This window comes from Brachybacterium sp. UNK5269 (assembly GCF_049266655.1).
Classification (GTDB): domain Bacteria; phylum Actinomycetota; class Actinomycetes; order Actinomycetales; family Dermabacteraceae; genus Brachybacterium.
Window position 1 is genome coordinate 2,096,226 of record NZ_CP184883.1, and the last position, 24,403, is coordinate 2,120,628.

Below are 24,403 nucleotides of genomic sequence, written 5' to 3' on the forward strand. Positions count from 1 at the left end.
GAAGCCATGACCACTCATACCGCCACCCCCGCGGCACCGGCCGCCCGCCGCGGCTGGGGCCGCCGCCTCGGCCACAGCGACCTGCTGTTCGCGATCGCGATCGCGGTGATCTGCGCCGCGGTCCTCTTCGCGACGGTCTACCCGCTGTACTTCGTCATGATCGCCTCGATCAGCGATCCCACCGCCGTCGCCACCGGCCGCGTCGCCTTCCTCCCCAAGGGCATCAGCTTCTTCGGGTACCAGCAGATCTTCGAGGACGCACGGATCTGGAACGGCTACCGCAACACCCTGGTCTACAGCGTCGTCGGCACCCTGCTGAACCTGGTGGTGACCCTCCCGGCGGCGTACGCGCTCTCGCGCCGGGAGTTCCGCCCCCGTCGGCCGCTGATGCTGTTCTTCGCGTTCACCATGTTCTTCAGCGGCGGGCTCATCCCGACCTATCTGCTGTACCGGGACCTGGGCCTGCTGGACAACTGGCTGGTGTTCATCCTCCCGTCGGCACTGAACGTCTACAACCTCATCATCGCCCGCGCGTTCTTCGAGAACTCCCTGCCGGAGGAGCTCTTCGAGGCCGCGATGCTCGACGGCGTCGACTACTTCCGCTTCTTCACCACCATCGCCCTGCCCCTGTCCAAGGCCCTGATCTCGCTGATCGGCCTGTACTACCTGGTGCAGCACTGGAACGACTTCTTCACCGGACTGATCTTCGTGCGGGACTACGACAAGCAGCCGCTGCAGATCGTCCTGCGGGACATCCTGCTGTCCAACCAGGCCTTCTCGGGCGGGGCCGGCGGGGCCGGCGGATCGGGGGGCGCGTACGGCCAGCGGTACGCGGACCAGATCAAGTACGGGGTCATCATCGTCTCGACGCTGCCGGTGATCATCCTGTACCCGTTCCTGCAGAAGTACTTCGAGAAGGGCGTCATGATCGGCTCGGTGAAGGGCTGATGGCGGCACAGGCGGCCGCCGCGCCGCGAGTCATGCCGGGCCTGGTCCGCTGGCACGTGGGCCTCGGCGAGCTGGGGCTGCGGCTGTTCCTGCTCCATCTGCTGTGGGTGCTGGGAACCCTGGCCGGGGCGGTCGCGCTGGGCCTGTTCCCGGCCACCGCCGCGGTGCACACGGTGCTGCGCCGGGACCAGACGGACCGGGTGCGGGAGGAGGAGGGGCTCGCCGTCGCTCGCCGCCCCGGACTGTGGACGGAGTTCTGGGCGGCGTGGCGCGCGGAGCTCGGTCGCGCGAACCGACTGGGTGCGGCGATCCTCGTCGGCTGGGCGGTGCTCATGGCCGACCGCTGGGTCCTGGGCGCTCTGGACCTCGGGCCGGCGGCCCCGTGGGTGAGCGGGGTGGTGGTGGTCCTGACCCTCGTGCTCGCCGCGGTGAGCGTGATGGTCTGGACGGTGGCCGCGCACTTCGCCGACCCCCTGCCCCGGCTCCTGCGGATGACGCTCACGCTGCTCATCGCGCGCCTCCCGCTGACGATCTCCGTCATGGCCGTGCTCGCGGCGACGGTCTGGGTCTGGCAGACGATCCCCGGGCTGGCCCCGGTGTTCGGCCTCGTCCTGCCGTGCTGGGCGGTCTCGTCCCTGATCTGGCGCTCCGGGGTGCTGCCGGTCCGCTGACGTCCTGCCGCGCGGAGCGCCGGACCCGCTGCGGTGCTAGCGTTCCGGGGTGACCGACTCGGATATCAGCTCCCCCCACGTCCGCGCATCCGGCGCCGTCGGCTTCGATCGCGAGAAGTACATCGAGCTGCAGTCCCGGCACATCCACCAGCGCCGCGAGCAGATCGGCGGCAAGCTGTACCTGGAGATGGGCGGGAAGCTCTTCGACGACCACCACGCCTCGCGGGTGCTGCCGGGCTTCACCCCGGACAACAAGATCGCGATGCTGGAGCGGCTCAAGGACGAGCTGGAGATCCTGATCTGCCTGAACGCCAAGGACCTGGAGCGGCAGAAGGTGCGCGCCGATCTCGGCATCACCTACGAGGACGACGTGCTGCGCCTGGTGGACGTGTTCCGCGAGCACGGGTTCCTGGTCGAGAACGTGGTGCTCACCCAGCTCGAGCCCTCCAACCATGTCGCGCACGCCTTCATCGAGCGGCTGCAGCGGCTGGGTCTGCGGGTCGCCCGCCACGGGGTGATCCCCGGCTACCCGCAGGACACGGCCCGGATCGTCTCGGAGCAGGGGCTCGGCGCGAACGAGTACTCGCCGACGCAGCGGGACCTCATCGTGGTCACCGCCCCCGGTCCCGGCTCGGGGAAGCTCGCCACCTGTCTCTCGCAGATCTACCACGACCATGCGCGGGGGATCCGCTCGGGCTACGCGAAGTTCGAGACCTTCCCGATCTGGAACCTGCCGCTGGAGCACCCGGTGAACCTGGCCTACGAGTCGGCGACCGCGGACCTGGACGACCTCAACCTCATCGACCCGTTCCATCTCGCCGCCTACGGCGAGCAGGTCACCAGCTACAACCGGGACGTCGAGGTGTTCCCGCTGCTGCGCACGCTGCTGCAGAAGCTCACCGGCGCCTCCCCCTACGCCTCCCCCACCGATATGGGGGTGAACATGGCCGGGCACTGCATCGTCGACGACGACGTGTGCCGCGAGGCCTCGCGGCAGGAGATCATCCGGCGCTACTACAAGGCGCTGATGGCCGAGCGGATCGGCGACCAGGACGACGTCGTCTCGCAGCGGATCGGGATGGTCATGTCCAAGGCGGGCTGCACGCTGAGCGACCGCGCGGTGGTGGAGCCGGCGCTCGCGATCGAGGCCCGCACCGGGGAGCCGGGGGCGGCGCTCCAGCTCGCCGACGGCACGCTGATCACCGGCAAGACCTCGCCGCTGCTGGGCTGCTCGGCGGCGGTGCTGCTGAACGCGCTCAAGCACCTGGCCGGGCTGGAGGACAGCGTGCAGCTGCTCTCCCCCTCGGCGATCGAGCCGATCCAGACCCTGAAGACCGACCACCTGGGCTCCCGCAACCCCCGCCTGCACACCGACGAGGTGCTGATCGCGCTGTCGGTCTCCGCCTCCACCGACGCCGATGCCCGGGCGGCGCTCGGTCAGCTGCAGAACCTGGCCGGCTGCGACGTGCACACCACCACGATCCTGGGCACCGTGGACGAGGGCATCTTCCGCAATCTCGGCATCTCGGTGACCTCCGAGCCCCGCTACCTGCGCAGGGCGCTCTACCACAAGCGCTGAGCCCGGGCTCCGGTCAGGGCAGGCCGATCAGCGCCTGCACCGGGGCGTGGTCGGAGGGGTAGGCGCCGTGCCGGTCCCGCCAGACGTTGATCGCCGCACGGCGGGTGCGGATGTCCTCGGTGGTGAGCACCCAGTCGATGCGCTCCCCGTCCGCGACGGGATCCTCATAGCCGGGGAAGGTGCCCCAGGCCTGCGTGAGCCGCTTCCGCGCCACCTCCCAGGTGTCAACGGTGGGGCCGTCGGTGACCAGGGTCGTGTACGCGCCGGAGTCGTCGGCCGCGGAGTTGAAGTCACCGGTGACGACGGTGGGCAGCTGGTCGAGCTCCCCGCCCTCAAACAGGTCGATCATGGCCGCCGCGCTCCGGATCCGGGCCGGTTCAGACTGGTGGTCGAAGTGGGTGTTGATCATCGCGAACTCGGTGCCTGAGCGGCGGTCGCGCAGCCGTGCCCAGACCACGATGCGGGTGACACTGTTCCCCCAGGTGGCGGAGCCGATCACCGCGGGGGTGTCGGAGAGCCAGAACTGGTCCCACGCGAGCACCTCGAGCCGCTTCCGGTCGTAGAAGATCGCCGAGTACTCGTCCCGGCTGCCGCCCTGGCGGCCGTAGCCGACCATGCCGTGCCGGGGCAGCGCCTCCTCGATCGCGGGCAGCTGCCCGTACTTCGCCTCCTGCACCCCGAGCAGGGTGGGCTGCTCGCGCTCGAGGAGGTCCACCACCAGCGGCCGACGGTCCGGCCAGTGGTCGGGGTCGCCGGGCCGGGTCTCGGCGGAGCGCTCCAGCCGGATGTTGAAGCTCATCACGTGCAGCTCGTCGTGCTTCGCCCGGCCGATCAGGGGGCGCTCGCTCCGGCCGCGGCCGGTGGGAGCGGCGGAGGCCGGGGCGGCGATGACGGCGCTCCCGCCGACGGCGGCGGCGCCGAGTCCGTTGAGCACGGTGCGACGGTGAAGGGGCTGGGCCATGGGGATCTCCTGGGGGTCGAGGTCGAGGTCCGATCCCACCGTAGGAGCGCCCCGTCACATGACCCAGGGGTATGCCCGGTGCCGACGGAGCGTTCACCGACTCGTCGACCGCCCGCCACCCTCGCCCCGGTCGACGCACCGCGAGGGGCGGTCACCAGGTGGTGACCGCCCCTCGCGCCGTCTGACCCTGCGGTGCAGGGACGGGTCCGATCAGCCGTCGAGGTTCTCGATGGCGTAGTCGGCCTCCTCCTGGGTGAACTTCTCCCCGTACTCGGAGGTCAGCTGGTCGCGGATGGCCTCCGGGGACATGTCCATGGTCTCGCGGTAGCTGCGGGCGGACTCCAGGGCGTTCTGCTTCCAGTCCACGTCGATGGTGTCGATCGCGTACTGCGCCTGCTCCTCGGTGAACTGCTCGCCGTGCTCGGAGGTGAGCTGGTCGTAGATGCCCTGCTTGGACATGTGCAGCGTCTCGGAATAGGACTCCGCGGACTTCAGCGCATTCTCGTTCCAGTCGGCGTCGACGTTGTCGACCGCGTACTGCGCGGCCTCCTCGGAGAACTGGTCTCCGTACTCGGAGGTGAGCTGATCGAACAGGCCCTGGGAGGACATGTGCATGAGGTCCGAGTACGACGGCGCGCTGTTCAGCGCGGAGGTGAACTCGGCGGGGACGTCGTCCTCGGCGGGCGCCTCCTCCTCGGCCGGCGCCTCTTCGGCCGGTGCCTCCTCGGCCGGTGCCTCCTCGGCCGGTGCCTCCTCGGCGGGCGCCTCCTCGGCCGGTGCCTCCTCCGCGGGCGCCTCCTCGACCGGCGCGGAGGTGGTCTCCGCCGCCTCGGGCTCGTCGCCCCCGCCCATGACGAGGACCGAGCAGCCACCGATCACCAGGACGAACAGGGCCAGGCAACCGCAGCCGGCCGCGATCAGGCCCTTCTTCCGGCTGCGCTTGGCGGGGGCGGCCGGAGCGGGCACCCCGCCGGCCGGGGCGCCGTAGTCGGCACCGCCGAACTGGGGAGCGGACGGAAGATCCGAGGAGCCCGGATCCTGTGGGGAGGGGGGATTGCTGTTCACTGCGCGTTCCGTTCTGGGTATGACGAGTAGGCCCATGGACACGGACGTGTCCGGGCATCACCTGGGAAGAGGTCCGGGACGGTGGCCTGATCTCGTGGTCGCTGCCATTGCGAGGAGCGTCAGCATCCGGTCCGAGAACCGGGGCGACGGGATCGTCACGAACCTTTACAGAAATCTTAAGGAAGGGTTCCGACACACCGGACCATAAAAGTCCCGCCGGCCGTGGTCGGCTGGGTGATCTGCGGCACGCCCCGCGCGGGTCGCCTCTCGCACGGCCCCTGCTGGCCCGCCTGCGGTGACGACGGGGGGCCCGTTCCCGCCCGGCCCCCCTGGACACGCGTGCTCTACTGGGGTGATGAACACCCTCTCCTCCACCCGCCGCGCGATGACCCGCGATGAAGCCCTCTCCTGGAATCCGGACTGGTCCGTCGCCGACATCCGCCTGATCGAGGAGAACTTCGACCGCATCGGGACCCGCACCTACTACCGCACCCAGTCCAACGGCACGGTCACGGCGCAGGACGCCGCGGGCCGCTCCGTCATGTACCTCCACCCGGGGTACGTGGAATTCCCCAAGGGCCTCGCGCCCGAGGACCGCTCGGACCTCGACTGGGACGGCTTCGCCCTGTCCTGCTTCCGCCCTCGCGAGGCGACCGTTGCCAAGGGCGAGGAGCGGCTGACGATCTGCACCAGCTGCTTCTACGCCCTGCCGGCCACGGGGGTCTGCGACACCTGCGGCTGAGCACCGGCGCTCCTGCGAGGCCGGGACCGGGCGGATCCAGCGACTCCGCCCCGATCTCCTCGGCGGCGCGATACGGTCGACCCCGGGGACCTTGCCAGGGGACAGTCCTCCCCGGCCCGGGAGGAACCGTGTCCAGCATCGCCCACCGCATCACGCAGCTGCGCCCCCACGAGCACGTGCGGACGAGCTGAGCGCCACGATGCCGATCACCCATCCGGTCTCCCCCGCCTTCGCCTCCGCCGCCGAGCAGGTGGTCTGGGAGCGTCTGCGCGCGCAGCTGCCGGACAGCGCCGTGCTGATCGCCGGTCAGCGCGTCACTGCCGACGGCGAGGAGATCGAGGCGGACCTGCTGGTGCTCTGGCCCGGGGTCGGGATCGCGGTGATCGAGGTCAAGGGCGGCCGGGTCTCCCTGCACGAGGGCCACTGGTACCAGGGCGACCGCAGCGGACAGCACGTGCTGAGGACGTCACCTATCATCCAGGCACAGCGCGCCAAGCACCGCATCATCGCCTATCTGAACGACACCTCCTCGCGCCCCATCGGCCGCGCCGCGCACCTGGCGGTCCTCCCCTATACCGAGCTGCCCGCGACCTGGGACGTGCCCGATGCCCCGCGGGCGCTCATCCTGGATGCGACCGATCTGCCGCGCCTGGCGGAGAGGATCGTGCACGCCCTGAACTCGCAGACCTCGGTCCGCTACGCGCCGCTGGACGAGCAGCAGTGTCAGCATGCAGTGAGGATGCTGCGCCGCAGCCATCGCGCGATCGAGAACCACCAACTGCTGGCCCGCGAGATCGCCGACGAGGGCAATGCCCTGACCCGCGAGCAGGAGCGCGCGATCGCGCTGCTGCGCTTCCAGCACCGGGCTCAGATCGTCGGCGGCGCCGGCTCCGGCAAGACCCACCTGGCGATGATCAAGGCCCGCACCCTGGCCCGGGAGGGTTTCCGGACGGCCCTGCTGTGCTACTCCCGCGGTCTGGCGCGCCATTTCCAGCTGCTGTCGGCCACCTGGCCCGACGCGGAGCGACCTGCCTACGTGGGGCTGTTCCACGATCTTCCGGTGCGCTGGGGCGCCGAGACCGAGGACCGGTTCGACGGCACGCCGGTCGCCTACTACGAGGAGCACCTGCCGCGCCGGCTCGCCGAGCTCGCCGCCGAGCAGGAGCCGCAGGCGCTGTTCGACGCGATCGTCGTCGACGAGGCCCAGGACTTCGCCGACATCTGGTGGGACGGCCTGCAGCTGTGCCTGCGCGATCCCGATGAGGGGGTGCTGTTCGTGTTCACCGACGAGCACCAGACCGTCTTCGACCGCGAGGGCCGCGCCCCGGTCACCCTCAACCCGTTCCCGCTCGACGACAATCTGCGCAACACCAGCACGATCGCCCGCACCTTCGCCCCGCTCACCCCGATCGAGCAGAGGCCGCGGATGGGCGAGGGCGCCCCGGTGCGCTTCGTCGAGGCGGAGGCCGACGGCGCGGTGGCGGCGGCCGATGACATGGTCGAGCGCCTCCTCGGCGAGGGCTGGGGGCCCGGGCAGATCGCGCTGCTGACCACCCGCAGCCGACACCCGGTGCAGAAGGAGCAGGTCGAGCTGTACGGGTACGACGGGTACTGGGACGAGTTCTTCGCCGCCACCGACGTGTTCTACGGTCACGTGCTGAACTTCAAGGGCCTCGAACGCCCCGTGGTGGTGCTGGCCGTCAACGGCTTCGGCGCGGCCGAACGCGCCCCGCAGCTGCTGTACGTGGGGCTCTCCCGAGCGCGGTCGCTGCTCGTGGTGGTCGGTGAGCCGGGGGAGATCTGGGACGCCGGTGGCGCCGAGGTGCTGGCGCGCGTGCAGGGATCGCGGTGAGCGCGGCGGGTGGCCGCACGGGCGTACTGTGTCCGCTGCGCTCCCCCCGGGGCACCGTTCCCCTGGCGAAGGGCTCCTGATGACCTCCCCCGCACTAACCGCGACCGACCGCGATCCGCGCCTGGACCGTCCCTGGCCGGCCCTGTGATCCATCGTCCTCGGCTTCTTCATGATCCTGGTCGACACCACCATCGTCACGGTCGCGATCCCGCGCATGCAGGCGGACCTCGGCGCCGATCTGACCGCCCTGCTGTGGGTCACCAGCGCCTACCTGCTGGCCTACGCGGTGCCGCTGCTGATTACCGGGCGGCTCGGCGACCGCTTCGGACTGAAGACGATGTACATGGCGGGCCTGGCCGTCTTCACCGGCGCCAGTCTGTGGTGCGGCCTCGCCGGCGGCGTGGAGATGCTGATCCTCGCCCGGGTGGTGCAGGGTCTCGGCGCGGGCATGATGACCCCGCAGACCATGTCCATGATCACCCGGCTGTTCGCCCCGCAGGACCGCGGACAGCCGATGGCGCTGTGGGGCGCGACCGCCGGCGTCGCCACCCTGGTGGGTCCCATCGTCGGCGGGCTGCTGGTGGACGGACCCGGCTGGGAGTGGATCTTCTTCGTCAACATCCCCGTCGGCGTGATCGGCCTGGTGCTGGCCTGGCGGACGGTGCCGCGGTTCTCCCGCCGCGCCCACTCCTTCGACTGGCTGGGGGTGGTGCTCTCCGCCGTGGGCCTGTTCCTGCTGGTCTTCGGCATCCAGGAGGGCGACACCTTCTCCTGGGGAACGATCACGGACTCGCTGCGGATCGGACCGCTCGAGACCCACCTCCCGATCACCGTGCCCGGGCTGATCATCGCCGGCCTCCTCGTGATGGCGGCGTTCGTCGCCTGGCAGGCCGTGACCCGGCGGGAGCCGCTGGTGCCGCTGGCCCTGTTCCGCGACCGCAACTTCTCGGTGGCGAACATCGCGATCGCGATGATGGGCGCCACCGTGCTGACGCTGTCCTTCCCCGTCACCCTGTTCTTCCAGCGTGTCATGGGCATGTCCCCCACCCAGGCGGCGCTGATGACCGCGCCCATGGCGCTGGTGTCGCTCGGCCTCGCCCCGCAGGTCGGCAAGTGGATGGTGCGCCGCGACCCGCGGTGGATGGCCGTGGTCGGCTTCGCCTCGCTCGCGACCGGGCTGCTCTGGCTCTCGCGCCTGATGACGCCGGACGCCTCGATCGTCCTGCTCCTGCTGCCGTTCCTGCTCGTGGGCCTCGGCAACGCACTGGTCTGGGGGCCGCTGTCGCTCACCGCGACCCGGAACCTGGCCCCATCGATGGCGGGGGCCGGCTCAGGGGTCTACAACGAGACGCGGCAGATCGGCTCCGTGCTCGGCGCCGCCGCGATCGCGACCGTGATGAACGAGCGGATCGGGATGCGGCTCGCGGCGGCCGACGACGTTTCCGGCCCGCCCCCGGGCCCCGATGCCGACGGCGGCGCGTCGGCGGCCCTGCCCGAACCGCTGCTGGCTCCCTTCGCGGCCGCGATGGCGGACGCGCTGCTGCTGCCGGTGGCCCTCGCCGTGGTCGGGGTGCTCGCGGCCCTCGCGATAGGCAGGCCGGTGGACACCGGCGCGTGGGAGCAGGACGCCTGAACCCGCCCGTCAGCACACCCGGCGGACGAACCCCGGCTCTCCCTCGGCGACCAGCGCCCGGTCCCGCAGGATCGTCAGCGGCGCCCGGTCCGGCAGCGCGCACACCTGCGCGAAGCTCCTCCCCGCCGCGGCGAGGCTGTCGGGGTACTCGATCTGCAGCACGTGCTGCCCGTAGACGTCGGTGAAGGCGGCGCATTCGTCGTAGGCACCGCACTCCTCGGTGATCGCGAAGTCGAACCCGAGCGCCCCGTGCGCGACCTCGGTCAGCTCCGCGGCGTTCTTCTGGCCGATCGCGAGGCCGGCGTCGTGGGCGAGGTCCACGTACTCGGCCGCGAGGGCGCGGGCTCCGGCCGGTTCGATGGCCGGAAACCGGGTCCAGGTGTCCAGGTTGTCGATCTCCACCGCATCGAACCCCGCGTCCGCGCAGCCGCGCAGCACCGGCCCGAGGATCTCCAGGATCCCCTCGCGCTGGGCGGGGGACGACGGGTCGAGCACGATCTCGTCGGGCCAGTCGGGGTCGACGACCGCAGCGCCCGTCCCGTCGGTGAGCCGCAGCTCGGGATGCGCGGCCCACAGCGCGGCATCCTCGGGCTGGGTCTGGAAGCCGTTGACGTAGCAGATGCTGTACGCACCGCGCAGCGGATCCGCGCCGGCGTCGCGCACCACCACCGCCACCTCGGCCGGATGGGCTCCGCCGAGCTGGTAGTCGAACCCGCCCGCCGTCGGCGGGAGTGCGATGCCGACGGGTCCCGAGGACGGCGATGCCGTGCATCCGGCGAGGAGCAGCACCAGCGCGAGCGCGCTCCAGCGAGTGCTCACGGCATGCTCCGATCCGTCGGCCCGGGGACGGGCTCATCACGGCCACAGGGTAGTCGGGCATCCCACCCTCCACACCGGCCACCCGCCCCGGGCACCGCTCCTCGTCCCCGCCTACAGTGGCCACCATGAGCTCCTCGCACACCGTCGACCCGATCTCCGCCCTCCGCGCCGGCGACGCCGGGCAGACGGACCGTGCGCTCGAGATCCTCTCGACCGTCTTCGGCTACGACTCCTTCCGCGGCGAGCAGTCCGCGATCATCGAGCAGGTCGCCTCGGGCGGGGACGCGGTGGTGCTGATGCCCACCGGCGGCGGCAAGTCGCTGTGCTACCAGATCCCCGCCCTGCTGCGGGAGGGCACCGGGATCGTCGTCTCCCCGCTGATCGCCCTGATGGCGGACCAGGTCGCGGCGCTCGAGGGCGTCGGCATCCGCGCCGCCTACCTCAACTCCACGCTGGACTATCAGGAAGCACAGGCCGTGGAGCAGCAGCTGCTGGCCGGCGAGCTGGACCTGCTGTACATGGCGCCCGAGCGGCTGGTCCTCCCCCGCACCCAGGATCTGCTCCGCAGGGCCCAGCTGGCGCTGTTCGCGATCGACGAGGCGCACTGCGTCTCCCAGTGGGGCCACGACTTCCGCCCCGACTACCTGGGCCTGTCCGTCCTGGCGGAGGCCTTCCCGACCGTGCCGCGCGTCGCGCTGACCGCCACCGCGACCGAGTCCACCCACCGCGAGCTCACCGAGCGGCTGCGGATGCAGGACGCGAAGCACTTCGTCTCGAGCTTCGACCGGCCCAACATCCAGTACCGGATCGAGCCGAAGGCCTCCCCGCGCGAGCAGCTGCTGCGCCTGATCACGAGCGAGCACGAGGGCGAGTCCGGGATCGTCTACTGCCTCTCCCGCAAGAGCGTGGAGACCACCGCCCAGTGGCTCGCCGATCGCGGCATCCCCGCCCTGCCGTACCACGCGGGCCTCGACGCCCGGGTGCGCCAGGACCATCAGGAGCGCTTCCTGCGCGCCGAGGGGCTGATCATGGTCGCGACCATCGCCTTCGGCATGGGCATCGACAAGCCCGACGTCCGCTTCGTCGCCCACCTCGACCTGCCCAAGTCCATCGAGGGCTACTACCAGGAGACCGGCCGCGCCGGTCGCGACGGACAGCCCTCGACCGCCTGGATGGCGTACGGCCTGGGTGATGTGGTCAGCCAGCGCAAGTTCATCGACGCCGGCGACGGCGACGAGCAGTTCAAGCGCAACGCCCGCTCCCACCTCGACGCGATGCTCGCCCTGTGCGAGACGGTCTCCTGCCGGCGCGTGCAGCTGCTGCGCTACTTCGGTCAGGAGTCCGAGCCCTGCGGCAACTGCGACACCTGCCTGCAGCCCCCGCAGACCTGGGACGCGACCGTGGCCGCGCAGAAGCTGCTGTCGGCCCTGATCCGGCTGGACCGCGAACGGGGTCAGAAGTTCGGCTCCGGGCAGGTCATCGAGGTGCTGCTGGGGCGGGAGAACGAGCGCTCCACCCAGTCCCGCCATGCGGAGCTGAGCGTCTGGGGCATCGGCGGCGAGCTGAGCGAGAAGGAGTGGCGCACCACGCTGCGCCAGCTGCTGGCCCGCGGGATCGTCGAGGCCGAGGGCGACTACGGGGTGCTGGTCCCCGGCCCCCAGGCCGGTCCGGTGCTGCGCGGGGAGGTCACCGTCGAACTGGCGGTCGATCGCGCCCCCGCCAAGGCCTCCCGCTCCCGTCCGGGGCGCGGCGGGGGCGGCGGATCGTCCCGCGCCGCGGAGGGGCTCGAGACCGCCGAGCGCGAGCGCTTCGAGGCGCTGCGCGCCTGGCGCACCTCGGTGGCCAGGGAGAAGCAGATCCCGCCGTACATGGTGTTCTCCGACGCCACCCTGGTCGCCATCGTGCAGCTGCAGCCCCGCAGCGTCGCCGAGCTCGGCTCCGTCAGCGGTGTCGGCGCGAAGAAGCTCGCCGAGTACGGCGACGGGATCCTGGAAGCGCTGCCGGGCTGAGCCGTTCCTCGACTATCGTTCCCTCCAATGACCAGGAACGATGAGAGGGACGCACCGTGACCGCACCCGGCACCCCCGATGGCCGGCCGTCCCCGTGGCAGGCGCCGTCCTCGCCCTATGGACCGCAGCAGCAGGCCCCGGCACCGAAGAAGAGGACCGGACTGATCATCGGCCTGGTGGCCGGCGGCGGCTGTCTCCTCGCGCTCGTGCTGGTGATCGTCCTGGTGCTGGTCCTCGCCCTGCGCGGCGGCGGGTCCGGAGGAGGCGGGGGCACGGACCCCGACGTCGCGGCGGTCTCCCCCGAGGAGCAGGCCACGCAGCTGGTCACCGACTACATGGCCGCCCTCGAGGCCGGCGACGCCGCGACCGCCATCGAGCTGATGCCCGCCACCGAGGGCAGCGGCAACCAGTACCTGCCCATCGAGGTGTATGACGCGGCGCTGGCCGCCGCCCCGGTCGGTGACGTCGTCATCGCCGCGCCGGTCATGGAGGAGTCCGGCATGGCCGGCACCGTCAGCGTCGACTACACCGTCGGCGATCAGGCGGCCACCGCGGAGTTCACGGTCCAGGACTACGACAGCGACGACGTGCTCGCACTGATCGCCCTGGGCGGGTACATGAGCCTGCCCGCCGGCTTCACCGGACTGGGCACCACGCTCAACGGCACCGAGGTGGCCGAGGGCACCTCCTTCTACCTGCTGCCGGGCGCCTACGAGGTCGGCTTCGCCTTGGAGACCTTCGTGCCCGCGAGCACGGACCCCGTGACGGTCCTGGCCGTCGGGGAGTCGGTCGAATGGCCAGAGGTCGCCCTCACCGAGGACGGCCTGACCGCCTTCCGCGGCGCCGTGCAGACGGCCGTGGACGCCTGCCTCACGCAGAAGACGCTGGCCGGCGGCTGCGGTATGGGCGCGGTGCCCGCCACCAGCAGTGACGGCTGGACCATGGTGGAGGACACGGTGACCCGCACGCTCCCCGAGGAGAGCCAGCGGAACATCGACACCATGGAGGGCACCCCGGAGTACGACGAGCCCACCTACGTGCGCGGAGAGGCCGTCGGCTCCGTCACCACCGAGATCGAGTGCACCAAGGACGGCCAGAACGGCCTCTGCGAGCTCTTCCTCGGCGGCAGCATGTCGGTGCCGAGCGTCGACATGGCCGATCCGGAGCTGCCGGTCACCTGGTCCTGAGGGTCGCCCCCGAAGATCCCGGTCGTCCCGGAGAGCCTCGCGGGCGTCCGGCCCCGGTTCAGCCCCGGAGCGTGCCCCATTCCCGGGCGAAGGTCTCGCGGCGCCGGGCCTGCTCCACCGGGTCCGGCACGGGCAGCGAGGCGATGAGCTTGCGCGTGTAGTCGTGCCGGGGCCGCTGCAGCACGTCCGGCCCGTGGCCGTCCTCGACCAGCTCGCCGCGGAAGAGCACCCCGATGCGGTGGGCGAGCGAGTTGACCACGGCGAGGTCATGGCTGATGAACAGCGCCGCGAAGCGCAGGCGCTGCTGCAGCTCCCGGAACAGCTCGAGCACCGTCGCCTGCACCGACACGTCCAGGGCGCTGGTGGGCTCGTCGGCGATCAGCAGCTCCGGCTCCAGCACCAGCGCCCGCGCGAGGGAGACCCGCTGGCGCTGACCGCCCGAGAGCTCGTGCGGGTACCGGCCGGCGTAGGCGCCGGGCAGCTCGACCGCCTCCAGCAGCGCGCGCACCCTGGTCGCCCGCTCGGCCGCCGACAGGCTCACCTCGTGCACGATCAGCGGTTCGGCGATGCACTGCTCGATGGTCAGGTGCGGGTTGAAGGAGGTCGCGGGGTCCTGGAACACGAAGCCGATGCGGCGCCGCACGGGCCTGAACGCCTTCTCCCGCACGCCGTTCATCTCGTGACCGAGCACCTGCAGGCTGCCGCCGGTGGTGCGCTCGAGCCCGGCGATGGCCCGGCCGATCGTGGTCTTGCCGGAGCCCGACTCCCCCACCAGCCCGTACACCTGCCCGGCGCGGATGGTGAGGTCCACGCCCTTGACCGCCCGGAACGCGGGCCGACCGAGCCGGCCCGGGTACTCGATCACCAGGTCCTTCGCGATCACCACCGGCTCGGCATCGGTGATCTCCTGCTGCTGCTGCGGGCTCAGCGCGGTCCACGCCGAGCGGCGCCCCAGGTGCGGCACCGCGGCCAGCAGCTGGCGGGTGTACTCCTGCCGGGGGCTCGCGAACAGCTCCTTCACCCCGGCGCGCTCGATGATTCGGCCGCGGTACATCACCGCGACCGCATCGGCGAGGTCGGCGACCACGCCCATGTTGTGGGTGATGACGATGATCGAGGTGCCGAAGCGGTCCCGCACCTCGCGGAGCAGGTCGAGGATCTCGGCCTGCACGGTGACGTCCAGCGCGGTGGTCGGCTCGTCGGCCACGATCAGCTCCGCGCCCAGGGCCAGCGCCATCGCGATCATGATGCGCTGCTTCTGGCCGCCGGAGAACTCGTGCGGGTAGCGGTCGATGCGCTCGGCGGCGTCGGGGATCCCCACCGCCTCCAGGGAGCGCACCGCCTCGGCGCGGATCTCCTTGCGGGAGAGCCTGGGCCGGTGCGCGCGCAGGCCCTCCCCGATCTGCCACCAGATGGGGAAGACGGGGTTCAGGGCGCTCGAGGGCTCCTGGAAGATCATCGAGACGTCCTCGCCGCGCAGGGCGCGCAGCCGCGGCCCGCTCAGGCTCACCACGTCGGTGCCGGAGACCAGCACCGCGCCGGCGGTCTCGGCGGTCTCGGGCAGCAGCCCGAGCACCGAGCGGGCGGTGACGGACTTCCCGGAGCCGGACTCGCCGACGATCGCGAGGATCTCCCCGGGGGCGACCTCGAGGCTCACCCCGGCGACCGCGTGGACGTCGCCGCCGTCGGTCGCGAAGTGGACGTCGAGGTCCTGGATCGCCAGGCGCGGGGTCGGGTCGGTCATGCCGCCACCTTCTGGTCGGGGCGCCGCCGCTTGCGGCGGGTGCGCAGGCGTGGATCGTTGAGGTCGTTGACGGACTCGCCCACCAGGGTCACCCCGAGCACCGCGAGCACGATCGCCAGGCCCGGGAACAGCCCGGTCCACCAGATCCCGCTGGTCGCGTCGGACATGGCGCGGTTCAGGTCGTAGCCCCATTCGGAGGCGCTGGTCGGCTCGATGCCGAAGCCGAGGAAGCCCAGCGCCGCGAGGGTGAGGATCGACTCCGAGGCGTTGAGGGTGAAGATCAGCGGAAGGGTGCGGGTGGCGTTGCGCAGCAGGTGGGTGCCCATGATGCGGCGGTGCCCGGTGCCCACGACCTTCGCGGCCTCCACGAACGGCTCGGCCTTGAGCCGCACCACCTCGGCGCGGATCACCCGGAAGTACTGCGGGATGAACACCACGGTGATCGACAGCGCCGCGGCGAGGATGCCGCCGATCGCATTCGACTGCCCGCCGGAGATCACGATCGACATCACGATCGCCAGCAGCAGGGACGGGAAGGCGTAGATCGCATCGGCCAGCATCACCAGCACCCGGTCGAGCCAGCCGCCCACGTAGCCCGACAGCAGCCCCAGCGCGACCCCCAGGAACAGGGAGGCCACGACCGCGCAGACCATCACCGCGACCGCGGTGCGGGTCCCCCAGATCACCCGGGAGAGCACGTCGAAACCGGTGACGGTGGTGCCCAGCGGATGGGCGGCCGACGGCGGCTGCTGGGTGCCGAAGCCGGTCCCCTCGGCCGCGGTGTCCGCGAAGCCGTACGGCGCCAGCAGCGGCGCGCACAGCGCGGTCAGCAGCAGCCCGATCACCAGCACCAGCCCGGTGATGAGCATGCCGCGCTGGAGGCCGACGCTGCGGCGCAGGTGGCTGATCACCGGCAGCCGCAGGTACCAGGGGGCCGACGCGGTGGCGGCGACCGCCGCGGACTCGGCCGCGAGGTCGGCGTCGGCGCTGTCGTCGGCGCCCGGGGGCACGGGGTTCGAGAGCGTCATCTCAGTACCTCACCCTCGGGTCGATTAGCGCGGCGATCACGTCGACCACGAAGTTGGAGACGGCCACGATGACCGCGAGCATCATGACGATGCCCTGGACGGCGACGTAGTCGCGGGCCTTCATGTACTGGGCGAGCATGTATCCCAGGCCGTTCCACTCGAAGGTGGTCTCGGTGAGCACCGCGCCGCCCAGCATCATCGCGATCTGCATCCCCATCACCGTGACAATGGGGATCAGGGCCGGGCGCAGGGCGTGGCGGGTGGTCAGGCGGGACTCGGCCACGCCGCGGGAGCGGGCCGACTCGATGTACTGCATCTCGAGCGTGCCGATCATGTTGGTGCGCACCAGGCGCAGGAAGATGCCGCCGGTGAGGATGCCCAGCGCGACGGCCGGGAGGATCGCATGGGAGGCCACGTCGATCAGCAGACCCGCGTCCCCCAGTCGCAGCGCGTCCAGGAGGTAGAACGGGGTGGGGTTCAGGATGGTGCTCATGGTGATCTCGCCGCGGGTGGAGATCCGCCCGGCCACCGGCAGCCAGCCCAGGCCCACGGAGAAGACCAGCTTCAGCAGCAGGCCGACGAAGAACACCGGGGTCGCGTAGCCCAGGATCGCGACGATGCGCAGCACCGCGTCGGGCCAGCGGTCGCGGGTGCGGGCCGCGATCATGCCCAGCGGCACGCCGAGCAGCAGCGCCACCACCACCGAGTAGGCGACCAGCTCGAAGGTCGCCGCCCCGTAGGTGGACAGGATCTCGATGACCGGGGTGCGGTCGGTGTAGGTGGTGCCGAAGTCGCCGCGCAGCACCCCGCCGAGGTAGTCGAGGTACTGCACGATCAGCGGCCGGTCGTAGCCGGCCTCGGCGCGCCGGGCGGCGAGCTCGGCCGGGGTGAGGCGGCCGCCGAGGGCCGCCGTGATCGGGTCGCCGGTGATCCTCATCAGGAAGAACACCACGGTCATCAGGATGAGGACGGTGGGGATGATGAGGAGGAAGCGGACCAGGACGTACCGGCCCAGGCCCCCCGAGGCCCGGGCGCGCGCTCGCGCCGGGCGGGGGGCCTGCGGTGCCGGGCCGTCGTCCGTGAGCGTCGCGGTCACTTCGACAGCGGCGCGAGGCGGAACTTGAAGGAGGAGTCCAGGGTGACGCCCTGGACGTCCGCGGTGGACACCGCGATCTGCGCTCCCTGCAGCAGCGGCAGGGTGGAGATCTCCTCGGCCACGAGGTCCTGGATCTGCACGAACAGCGCCTCGCGCTCGGCGGGGTCCTGGGTGCCGCGCTGGGCGGCGATGAGCGCGTCGACCTCCGGGTCCGAGAAGTGGTTGGCCAGGAAGTTCTCGGTGACGAAGAAGGGCGAGAGGTAGTTGTCGGCGTCCGAGTAGTCCGGGAACCAGCCCAGCTGGTAGGCGGGGTAGACGTCGTTCACGCGGTCGTCGGAGTACTGCACCCATTCGGTGGACTTGAGGTCCACGGCGAACAGCCCGTCGGCCTCGAGCTGGCTCTTGACCATGGCGTACTCGTCGCCCGAGGAGTTGCCGTAGTGGTCGGGGTTGTACTGGAGCGACAGCGCCACCGGGATCTCGACCCCGGCGTCCTCGAGGCGGGTGCGGGCGCGCGCCGCGTCCGGTCCCCCGGAGCCGTCCCCGTACATGTCCTGGAACTGGGTGCCGGAGCCGGGCAGGCCCTCGGGGATGTAGGAGAACAGCGGGGTGTAGGTGTCGTTGTAGACCTGGGTCGCGATCGCCTGGCGGTCGATCAGGTCGGCGACGGCCTGGCGCACGGCCCTGGCCTTGGCCGGGTCGGGATCCTCGGTGGAGGCGCCGTGGGGGTTGGTGTTGAAGTTGAACACGATGTAGCGGATCTCGCCGCCGGGGCCCTCGTGCACGGTCACCGCGTCCTCGGTCTCGAGGTCGGCGATGTCGGTCGCGGACAGCGAGCGCCACACGCAGTCGATGTTGCCCTGCTGGATGTCGAGCTTCATGTTGTTCTGGTCGGCGTAGTAGGACATCGACACGCTGGTCGTGGCCGGGGCGCCGAACAGTCCCTGGTAGCCCTCGAAGGCCTCGAAGGTGACCAGCTCGTTGATCTTCCAGCTGGAGATCGTGTACGGGCCGCTGAAGGCCTCGCCGGAGACGATCTCGTCGTCCGGCAGGATCGCGTCGGCCGGGAACACGTCGGCGTCGACGATCGGGCCGGCCGGGCTGCACAGCACGTACGGGAAGGTCTGGTCGTTGGGCTCGGTGAGGTGGAACTCGACGGTGAGGTCGTCGACGATCTCGACCGAGGCGAGGTTGCCCAGCAGGCTCGAGGGACCGTTCGGGTCCGCGATCGCGAGCTGGCGGTCGAAGGTGTGCTTGACGTCCTCGGCGGTGAGCTCGTTGCCGTTGGCGAAGGTGAGCCCTTCCTGGAGCGTCACGGTGTAGATGTTCTCGCTGGTGAACTCGGCGGAGGCGGCGAGGTCGGGCTCGGGCACGCCGTCCTCGGAGCCGATGCTCGTGTTCAGCAGGTAGCCGAAGACCTGGGTCCACACGGTCGAGGAGCCGTTGTCGTAGGCGGCCGCCGGGTCGAGCGCGGTGACCTTGTCGGTGGTGCCGACCGTGAGGGCCTCCTGGCCGCCCCCGCCCCCGCCGTCGCTGCCGCCGCCGTCCTCCGTGGTCTGCGCACAGGCGGTGAGCAGGACCGGCACCCCGGCCAGGGTCAGCAGCATGGTCCGTCGCTTGGCGATCAGTGCGGCATCGAACATGGGTTCCTCCAGGGGGTGGGGCGCTCCCGCGGGGTCTCGCAGGAGGTCGCGCAGGGGTGTCCTCATGTGACGAGGCACACCGTCGTGTGCTCAGCAACGTAACAGCGACCCCCGCCGCAGCGGCGCCGCTGCGGGAAACCGGTGCGCTCGTTGCCGAACCGTTATGCGGGTTCGGGCCGTCCTGGTGGATCCTGCAGGGACGACCTGCGAAGGAGCTCCCGATGAACGATGCCCGTTCCCCCCTGCTGGCCGACGGCGCCCGGCTCGAGAAGGTCGCCTCCGGCGCCGTCTGGGCCGAGGGCCCGGTCTGGGTGCCCCGGCGCCGTGCCGTGCGTTTCAGCGACATCCCGAACGACCGGATCCTCGAGTTCTCCGAGGACACCGGCGAGCTCTCGGTGTTCGCGAGCGGGGTCGAGTTCACCAACGGCCGCACCCTGGACCTCGACGGCCACGTCGTGGAGTGCTCGCACGGGCGCCGCGCGGTGCAGCGCGACACCGCCGTCGGCCCCGGCGACGTCCACAGCCCCCGCCCGCTCGTGGACCGCTTCGGCCCGCACCGGCTGAACTCGCCGAACGACGTGGTGGTCGCCTCCGACGGATCGATCTGGTTCACCGACCCGTCCTACGGCATCAAGCGCGAGGAGGAGGGGCACGCCGGCGAGGAGGAGTACGGCGACCGCTACGTCTTCCGCCTCGATGCCGCCTCGGGCGCGCTGAGCCCGGTGGTGATCGACGTGGAGGCGCCCAACGGGATCGCCTTCTCCCCCGACGAGACGCTGCTCTACGTCGCGGACTCCTCCCTCTCCCCGGCCGACCGGGACACCACCTCGACGTCCCGACCCCGCGGGCATGCGATCCACGTCTACGACGTGGTCGAGGGCCGCCATGCGAAGAACGGCCGGATCCTGGTGGAGGTCTCCCCCGGCCTGCCCGACGGGATCCGCGTGGACGAGCACGGCAACATCTGGAGCTCGAGCCGCTCCGGGATCCAGGTGTTCACGCCCGACGGGCAAGCGCCTGCTGGAGCTGCCGGTGCCGGAGAAGGTCGGCAACCTGTGCTTCGGCGGCGACGACGGGCGCACGCTCTACGTCGTCGCGACCACGAGCCTGTACCGGATCCGCACCGATGTCCGCGATGCGAGCAGCGTGGCCCGCTCGCGCTCCGCGGCTCAGAGCGGATAGGGACCGAAGCGGGACCAGGCGACTGTCACCGCCAGGATCGCCAGCACGATGGACGGGAGGGTCGCCAGGGCGCCGTCGCCGCGGCGGACGTGCACGAGCGCGGCGAAGACCATGGTGATGGCGAGCCCGGCGGCGGCGAAGGCCGACAGGATCGGGGCGACGCCGGTCAGGGCGGGGACGATCAGCCCGATCGCGCCGAGGATCTCGAGCACCCCGATGCCCATGATGACGGTGTGCGGGAAGTCCTCGGCATACGGCGTGCGCTCGATCTGCTGCTCACGCGGGGTCAGCAGCTTCGCTGCGCCGGTGCCCACGAAGACGGCGGCGAGCAGGAAGGACAGGATCCACAGGAAGGTGGTCACGGCGGCGTCTCCTTCGACGGGGCCCTCGAGTATCCCCCACCAGCGGGCGCGCTGTCACGGACCGGCGAGCGCCCCGAAGTGCTGGACGACGGTGCGCACCAGCGATCCCATGCGCATGCGCTCGGCCAGCAGCACCGGCAGCCCCCGCTCCTCGAGGGGCACGGCGGTCACCGGTCCGACCGAGGCCATCACCACCTCGCCATGCTCGGCGCGGCGCCGGATCTCGGCGAGCGTCCCGGCCCGTTCGGCCTCGTCGAGCCAGCCGGCCGCCCCCGGCGCCGACGTGAACACCACCGCGTCCACCGCGCCCGCTCCGGTGAGCTCGACCGAGCGGCGCAGCGCCGCCGGGTCCTTCGTCGGCCCCCAGCGGTAGACGGTCAGGCTCACCACGTCGGCGCCGCGGGCCGCGAGCATCTCGTCCAGCCCGTCGGCCCCGGAGCCGTGGTGCTGGACGGCGACGCGGCGGCCGACGAGGTCGAGGGTGCGCAGGTGCTCCTCGATCTCGGCCGCGGTCTCGGAGGCGGCGACCCAGGCCGCCTCGAGCCCGGCCCCGCGGACGGCGCCCTGGGCCTTGGGGCCGCGGGCGAGCAGGGTGGTCCCGGCGAGCGCCGTGCGCAGGTCCGCGCCGAGGCCGGCGGCGTCGGCCGCCTCGATCCAGCCGCGGAAGCCGACGCCGGTGAGCACGACGCCGAGTGCGGGCGGGTGGGCGATGAGGTCGCGGGTGCGCTCGAGCAGGGTCTCGTCGTCGATGTTCGGGATCGTGGACATCGCCGGGGCGTGCAGGACGGTGCCGCCGTGGCGCTCGAGGGCCGCGGCGAGCTCCTCGGCCCGGCGGTCCACGGCGATCACCAGGGTGCGGCCGACGAGGGCGTCGGACAGCAGCGGGGGCGTGCTCGTCGGGGGCGTGCTCATGGCTCAGTCCCGGGCGCGCACCAGGCGCTCGTGCCCGGTCTCCTCGAGCACGGCGATCTCGGCATTGGCCTTGAGGAAGTCGCTGAAGGAGCGGAATCCGAGGGCCTTCTCGCTGAAGGAGGAGTCCATGCGACGCATATGGGACTTCACCGCGGAGGAGTGCAGCCATTCGCTGTCGCCGCGGCCGCCCAGCTGGAGGGCGCGCTGCAGCAGACGGGTCGCGGCCTCCCGCGGATCCTCGTCCGCGTCGTCGCTCTCCTCCTCCTCGGCCGCCTCGGCGGCGGCGTCGGCGGCCTCCTGGGCGGCCTGGGCCGCTGCCTGCGCGTCGGCGCTGGCGTCGGAGCGTCGGCTCCTGGTGCGACCGGCGCCCTTGTCGGTGTCGCCGGTGGCGGCCGGGGAGCCGGAGCCGCGCCGCGAGCGGGACCGCTGGGGCCGCTCGAGCAGCTCCACGCCCGGCAGGTTCTCGTAGGACTCGAACTCGTCGCAGGCCGCGGCCAGGGACTTGGCGGTGGAGCCGGCCACGCCGAGGGCGATGACGTAGCGGCCGAGCCGTCGGCAGCGCTGCGCCAGCGGCACGTAGTCGGAGTCGCCGGCGACGATCACCACGTGGGTGAGGTCGGGCATCAGGTAGAGGTCCTCGACGGTGTCGACGGCCAGGCGGATGTCCGCGCCGTTCTTCGCGTACGCCGCGGCCGGGAACAGCTGGACCAGGTCGACGGCACGGGCGACCAGCTGGGTGCGGTATATGGCGTTGACCGGGGAGGACCAGTCGGCGTAGGCGCGGGTGAGCATGAGCGCGCCGAAGGAGGCCGCGAAGTCGATGATCGCGCCGACGTCGACCGTGGCCTTCGCGAGCCGCTCCGCGATCTCGGGCTCGGTGGGGTCCTCGGCGATGCGCTGGCGGTCGCGGCTGTACGCCTGCCGTCCGTGCACTCGGTCGTACCAGGACATGACGATGTTGTCGAAGTCGAGGTAGACGGCGACGCGGGGGTCCTGTGAATCTGCCATGGGCCCAGTCTGCCTGCTGGTGGGGCCTGGTCCACCCCCGGGGCGCGGCAGGCGGGGAAGTGTCACCCCCGAGGGCGGCCACCTGGGGGCCGCACGAGGCTCTCGGACCCCGCTGCGCCGCGTTCCGCACGGGGCCTCGGCCGGTATGAGCAGGAATCCTCCGGCGTCCCACGAGAAATGACGGTTCCTCCACGCCCTCCGCTTTTCCACACCGTGTGGATATCCGCAGGGAACTTTCGGCACGTCATCCACACACCTTTCTCCGAGCACGTCCGCACGCTAGGCTCGAGGCATATCGAACCTCTGTTCGATATGCATGCCGGCGACGAGCGGCCCCTTGCGGAGGCTCAGGAGGTGGACGACATGAGCGCTGTGGCCTCCGGCTCCACGCCGGACGGCGGCGAGCGCGACGACGCGGACCTCTCCGCCGCCGATCTCGCCTTCCTCGCCTCCCTCCCCCAGCGCCTGCGGGTCGTGAAGGCCCGCTCCCCGCTGACCCGCGACGCCGTGCCCACCCGCGGGCAGTGCGCTGACGCGCCGGAGCTCAGCGCGGCCGCTCAGCGAGTCTGGGATGCGGAGACGAACAGCGCCCGGGCCCTCGCCGAGCGCTATCGCGCACTGGCCGAGCTGATCGCGCTGGAGACGGCGGGCGACCCGCAGGACGCGCTCGCGGACGACCTCGACACCCTCCGCGCCGCGCTGGCGCTGCGGGTCACGCACGGTGTCGCCGACTGGGAGCTGCGCTGCGCCCACCGCGCCGTGCACGACCTGCCCCGCTGCCTGGACCTGCTGGAGTCCGGCGAGCTCCCCTCGTGGCGGTTCCAGAAGATGCTGCGCGAGTCCCAGCGGCTCGGTGAGCCGTCGCGTCGGCAGCTGGACGTCGCGATCGCCCACTGGTCCACGGGCATCCCGGTCGACCGCTTCGTGACCCTGCTCCGCGCCCTGGTCCAGCTCCTGGAGCGGCGGGAGCAGCTGCCCGACGAGCCGCCGGCCGCGCCCCTGCGCCGGATCTCGCTGTGCCCCGCCTCCACCGACGGGATCGGCTCCACCACCATGCAGGGCCCGATCCCCGAGGTCCTCGCCTACTGGAAGCGCCTCGACGAAGCGGCCCGCGCGGTCCAGGCCGCCCAGCGCAAGGCCCTGCGCGAGGGGACGGAGATCCCCCACGACAGCGAGGGCATCGTCGCCGGGACCGGCCGGCCGCTCCCGCTGGACCGCCTGCGCTACGCGCTGCAGCTCGACGCGGCGTTCGACACCGACGGCGTAGCGATCCCCCAGGAGCGCTTCCGCCTGAGCGTGAGCGTCCCGGTGCTGAGCCTGCTGGGCGTCTCCGACGCACCGGGCATGCTCGAGGGGACCATACCCATCCCGCCGGAGATGGCCCGAGAGCTCGCCGGGCGCGAGGACACCTGGTACCGCGTGCTCACCGATGACTGCACCGGGGCCTTCCTCCCCCTGCCGGCGCAGCGCTACACGCCGAGCCGGGCGATGCTCGAGCACCTGCGCCTGCGCAGTCCGCGCTGCGCCGTGCCCGGATGCGCACGCTGCATCTCCTGGGCCTCCGAATGCGACCACCTCGAGGAGTACGACCACGAGCACCCGGCCGAGGGCGGTCGGACCGAGATCGAGAACCTCCACCTGCTCTGCTGGCAGCACCACCAGGCGAAGACCCAGGGCCTGCTGGATCCCACCAGGCTCCCCATTCCCGCCCGGGGCCCCGGCCGCACCCGGTGGCGGATCGGCGCCGAGGGCGACCACGTCGTCGTCGCCGACGACATCGACCTCGGCGCCCGCATCGCGGTCGAGCAGCTCGAACGGGCCTGGCAGGCGCACGGCTCCCGTCGGCGGAGGGCGAAGCCACCACCACCGGAGCTCGGAACCGACCCCCCCTCCCGCCCCCGCTGCGGCCCGAGCTCCCACCGGGCCCCTGGAACCCGGAGGATCCCCCGCCCTTCTGACCGG

General features: G+C 71.7%; 20 protein-coding genes and 1 pseudogene. 10 read left to right on the top strand and 11 right to left on the bottom strand.

Going from position 1 to position 24,403, the window contains the following annotated elements; translation table 11 throughout:
- The first annotated feature begins 6 nt into the window (after positions 1 to 6).
- Genes ACOJUI_RS09775 through ACOJUI_RS09785 form a run of 3 tightly spaced genes read left to right on the top strand, consistent with a single transcriptional unit; the run spans position 7 to position 3,198 of the window.
- Positions 7 to 948, top strand: a complete 942-nt coding sequence (locus ACOJUI_RS09775; RefSeq protein WP_422114779.1) for a carbohydrate ABC transporter permease — start codon at positions 7 to 9, stop codon at positions 946 to 948.
- Positions 948 to 1,619, top strand: a complete 672-nt coding sequence (locus ACOJUI_RS09780; protein ID WP_422114780.1) for a YesL family protein — start codon at positions 948 to 950, stop codon at positions 1,617 to 1,619. The genes ACOJUI_RS09775 and ACOJUI_RS09780 overlap by 1 nt, the downstream gene beginning before the upstream one ends.
- 49 nt (positions 1,620 to 1,668) lie before the next feature.
- Positions 1,669 to 3,198, top strand: a complete 1,530-nt coding sequence (locus ACOJUI_RS09785) for a DUF1846 domain-containing protein (RefSeq protein ID WP_422114781.1) — start codon at positions 1,669 to 1,671, stop codon at positions 3,196 to 3,198.
- Between the two features lie 13 nt (positions 3,199 to 3,211).
- Here the strand turns inward: ACOJUI_RS09785 and ACOJUI_RS09790 are convergent, their stop codons facing one another.
- Both ACOJUI_RS09790 and ACOJUI_RS09795 read right to left on the bottom strand, forming a co-directional pair.
- Positions 3,212 to 4,159: an endonuclease/exonuclease/phosphatase family protein gene (locus ACOJUI_RS09790; protein WP_422114782.1), complete on the bottom strand. Its 948-nt coding sequence runs from the start codon at positions 4,157 to 4,159 to the stop codon at positions 3,212 to 3,214.
- 210 nt (positions 4,160 to 4,369) lie between these two features.
- On the bottom strand, positions 4,370 to 5,224 hold the full coding sequence (locus ACOJUI_RS09795; protein WP_422114783.1) for an Ltp family lipoprotein: 855 nt from the start codon (positions 5,222 to 5,224) through the stop codon (positions 4,370 to 4,372).
- A gap of 355 nt (positions 5,225 to 5,579) precedes the next feature.
- On the opposite strand from ACOJUI_RS09795, the gene ACOJUI_RS09800 reads away from it, so the two are divergent.
- The 3 genes from ACOJUI_RS09800 (at position 5,580) to ACOJUI_RS09810 (ending at position 9,451) form a co-directional block, all read left to right on the top strand.
- Complete coding sequence (locus ACOJUI_RS09800; protein ID WP_422114784.1) at positions 5,580 to 5,966, top strand: hypothetical protein; 387 nt, start codon at positions 5,580 to 5,582, stop codon at positions 5,964 to 5,966.
- Positions 5,967 to 6,165: 199 nt separating this feature from the next.
- Positions 6,166 to 7,818: an NERD domain-containing protein gene (locus tag ACOJUI_RS09805; protein ID WP_422114785.1), complete on the top strand. Its 1,653-nt coding sequence runs from the start codon at positions 6,166 to 6,168 to the stop codon at positions 7,816 to 7,818.
- Positions 7,819 to 7,987: 169 nt separating this feature from the next.
- Positions 7,988 to 9,451, top strand: coding sequence for a DHA2 family efflux MFS transporter permease subunit (locus ACOJUI_RS09810; protein ID WP_422114786.1), 1,464 nt, complete (start codon positions 7,988 to 7,990; stop codon positions 9,449 to 9,451).
- Between the two features lie 9 nt (positions 9,452 to 9,460).
- On the opposite strand, the gene ACOJUI_RS09815 is transcribed toward ACOJUI_RS09810, so the two are convergent.
- Positions 9,461 to 10,270 carry an endo alpha-1,4 polygalactosaminidase gene (locus tag ACOJUI_RS09815; RefSeq protein ID WP_422114787.1) on the bottom strand — a complete coding sequence of 270 codons (810 nt, stop codon included), beginning with the start codon at positions 10,268 to 10,270 and terminating at the stop codon, positions 9,461 to 9,463.
- Positions 10,271 to 10,395: 125 nt separating this feature from the next.
- On the opposite strand from ACOJUI_RS09815, the gene recQ reads away from it, so the two are divergent.
- Positions 10,396 to 12,279, top strand: coding sequence for a DNA helicase RecQ (recQ, locus tag ACOJUI_RS09820; RefSeq protein WP_422114788.1), 1,884 nt, complete (start codon positions 10,396 to 10,398; stop codon positions 12,277 to 12,279).
- Between the two features lie 56 nt (positions 12,280 to 12,335).
- A complete protein-coding gene (locus tag ACOJUI_RS09825) occupies positions 12,336 to 13,466 on the top strand; it encodes a hypothetical protein (protein WP_422114789.1) in 1,131 nt (376 codons plus the stop codon).
- Positions 13,467 to 13,524: 58 nt separating this feature from the next.
- Here the strand turns inward: ACOJUI_RS09825 and ACOJUI_RS09830 are convergent, their stop codons facing one another.
- From ACOJUI_RS09830 to ACOJUI_RS09845, 4 genes are read right to left on the bottom strand one after another with little or no spacing between them, the layout of a single operon-like run.
- On the bottom strand, positions 13,525 to 15,210 hold the full coding sequence (locus ACOJUI_RS09830) for an ABC transporter ATP-binding protein (RefSeq protein ID WP_422114790.1): 1,686 nt from the start codon (positions 15,208 to 15,210) through the stop codon (positions 13,525 to 13,527).
- The gene (locus ACOJUI_RS09835) at positions 15,207 to 16,238 is read right to left on the bottom strand and encodes an ABC transporter permease (protein ID WP_422114791.1); all 1,032 of its coding nucleotides are present in this window, start codon (positions 16,236 to 16,238) and stop codon (positions 15,207 to 15,209) included. The genes ACOJUI_RS09830 and ACOJUI_RS09835 overlap by 4 nt, the downstream gene beginning before the upstream one ends.
- Before the next feature lies 1 nt (position 16,239).
- Positions 16,240 to 17,334 (bottom strand): ABC transporter permease, encoded by a 1,095-nt coding sequence (locus ACOJUI_RS09840; RefSeq protein ID WP_422114792.1) that lies wholly within the window; start codon positions 17,332 to 17,334, stop codon positions 16,240 to 16,242.
- Positions 17,331 to 18,977 carry an ABC transporter substrate-binding protein gene (locus tag ACOJUI_RS09845; RefSeq protein WP_422114793.1) on the bottom strand — a complete coding sequence of 549 codons (1,647 nt, stop codon included), beginning with the start codon at positions 18,975 to 18,977 and terminating at the stop codon, positions 17,331 to 17,333. Before ACOJUI_RS09845 ends, ACOJUI_RS09840 begins: the two co-directional genes overlap by 4 nt.
- A gap of 221 nt (positions 18,978 to 19,198) precedes the next feature.
- On the opposite strand from ACOJUI_RS09845, the pseudogene ACOJUI_RS09850 reads away from it, so the two are divergent.
- Positions 19,199 to 19,930 (top strand): annotated as a pseudogene (locus ACOJUI_RS09850) (SMP-30/gluconolactonase/LRE family protein); the annotation flags it as partial.
- A 79-nt stretch (positions 19,931 to 20,009) separates the two neighbouring features.
- Positions 20,010 to 20,159 carry a hypothetical protein gene (locus tag ACOJUI_RS09855; protein WP_422114794.1) on the top strand — a complete coding sequence of 50 codons (150 nt, stop codon included), beginning with the start codon at positions 20,010 to 20,012 and terminating at the stop codon, positions 20,157 to 20,159.
- Here ACOJUI_RS09855 and ACOJUI_RS09860 read toward each other — a convergent pair.
- From ACOJUI_RS09860 to ACOJUI_RS09875, 4 genes are all read right to left on the bottom strand, one after another.
- Complete coding sequence (locus ACOJUI_RS09860; protein ID WP_422114795.1) at positions 20,147 to 20,521, bottom strand: DoxX family protein; 375 nt, start codon at positions 20,519 to 20,521, stop codon at positions 20,147 to 20,149. The two genes, ACOJUI_RS09855 and ACOJUI_RS09860, sit on opposite strands and share 13 nt — an antisense overlap.
- A gap of 54 nt (positions 20,522 to 20,575) precedes the next feature.
- Entirely contained in the window at positions 20,576 to 21,433 is an 858-nt protein-coding gene (locus ACOJUI_RS09865) for a uroporphyrinogen-III synthase (RefSeq protein ID WP_422114796.1), read from the bottom strand.
- 3 nt (positions 21,434 to 21,436) lie between these two features.
- Complete coding sequence (locus ACOJUI_RS09870) at positions 21,437 to 22,441, bottom strand: NYN domain-containing protein (RefSeq protein ID WP_422114797.1); 1,005 nt, start codon at positions 22,439 to 22,441, stop codon at positions 21,437 to 21,439.
- 279 nt (positions 22,442 to 22,720) lie between these two features.
- Positions 22,721 to 24,274, bottom strand: coding sequence for a hypothetical protein (locus ACOJUI_RS09875; RefSeq protein WP_422114798.1), 1,554 nt, complete (start codon positions 24,272 to 24,274; stop codon positions 22,721 to 22,723).
- Positions 24,275 to 24,403: the final 129 nt, after the last annotated feature.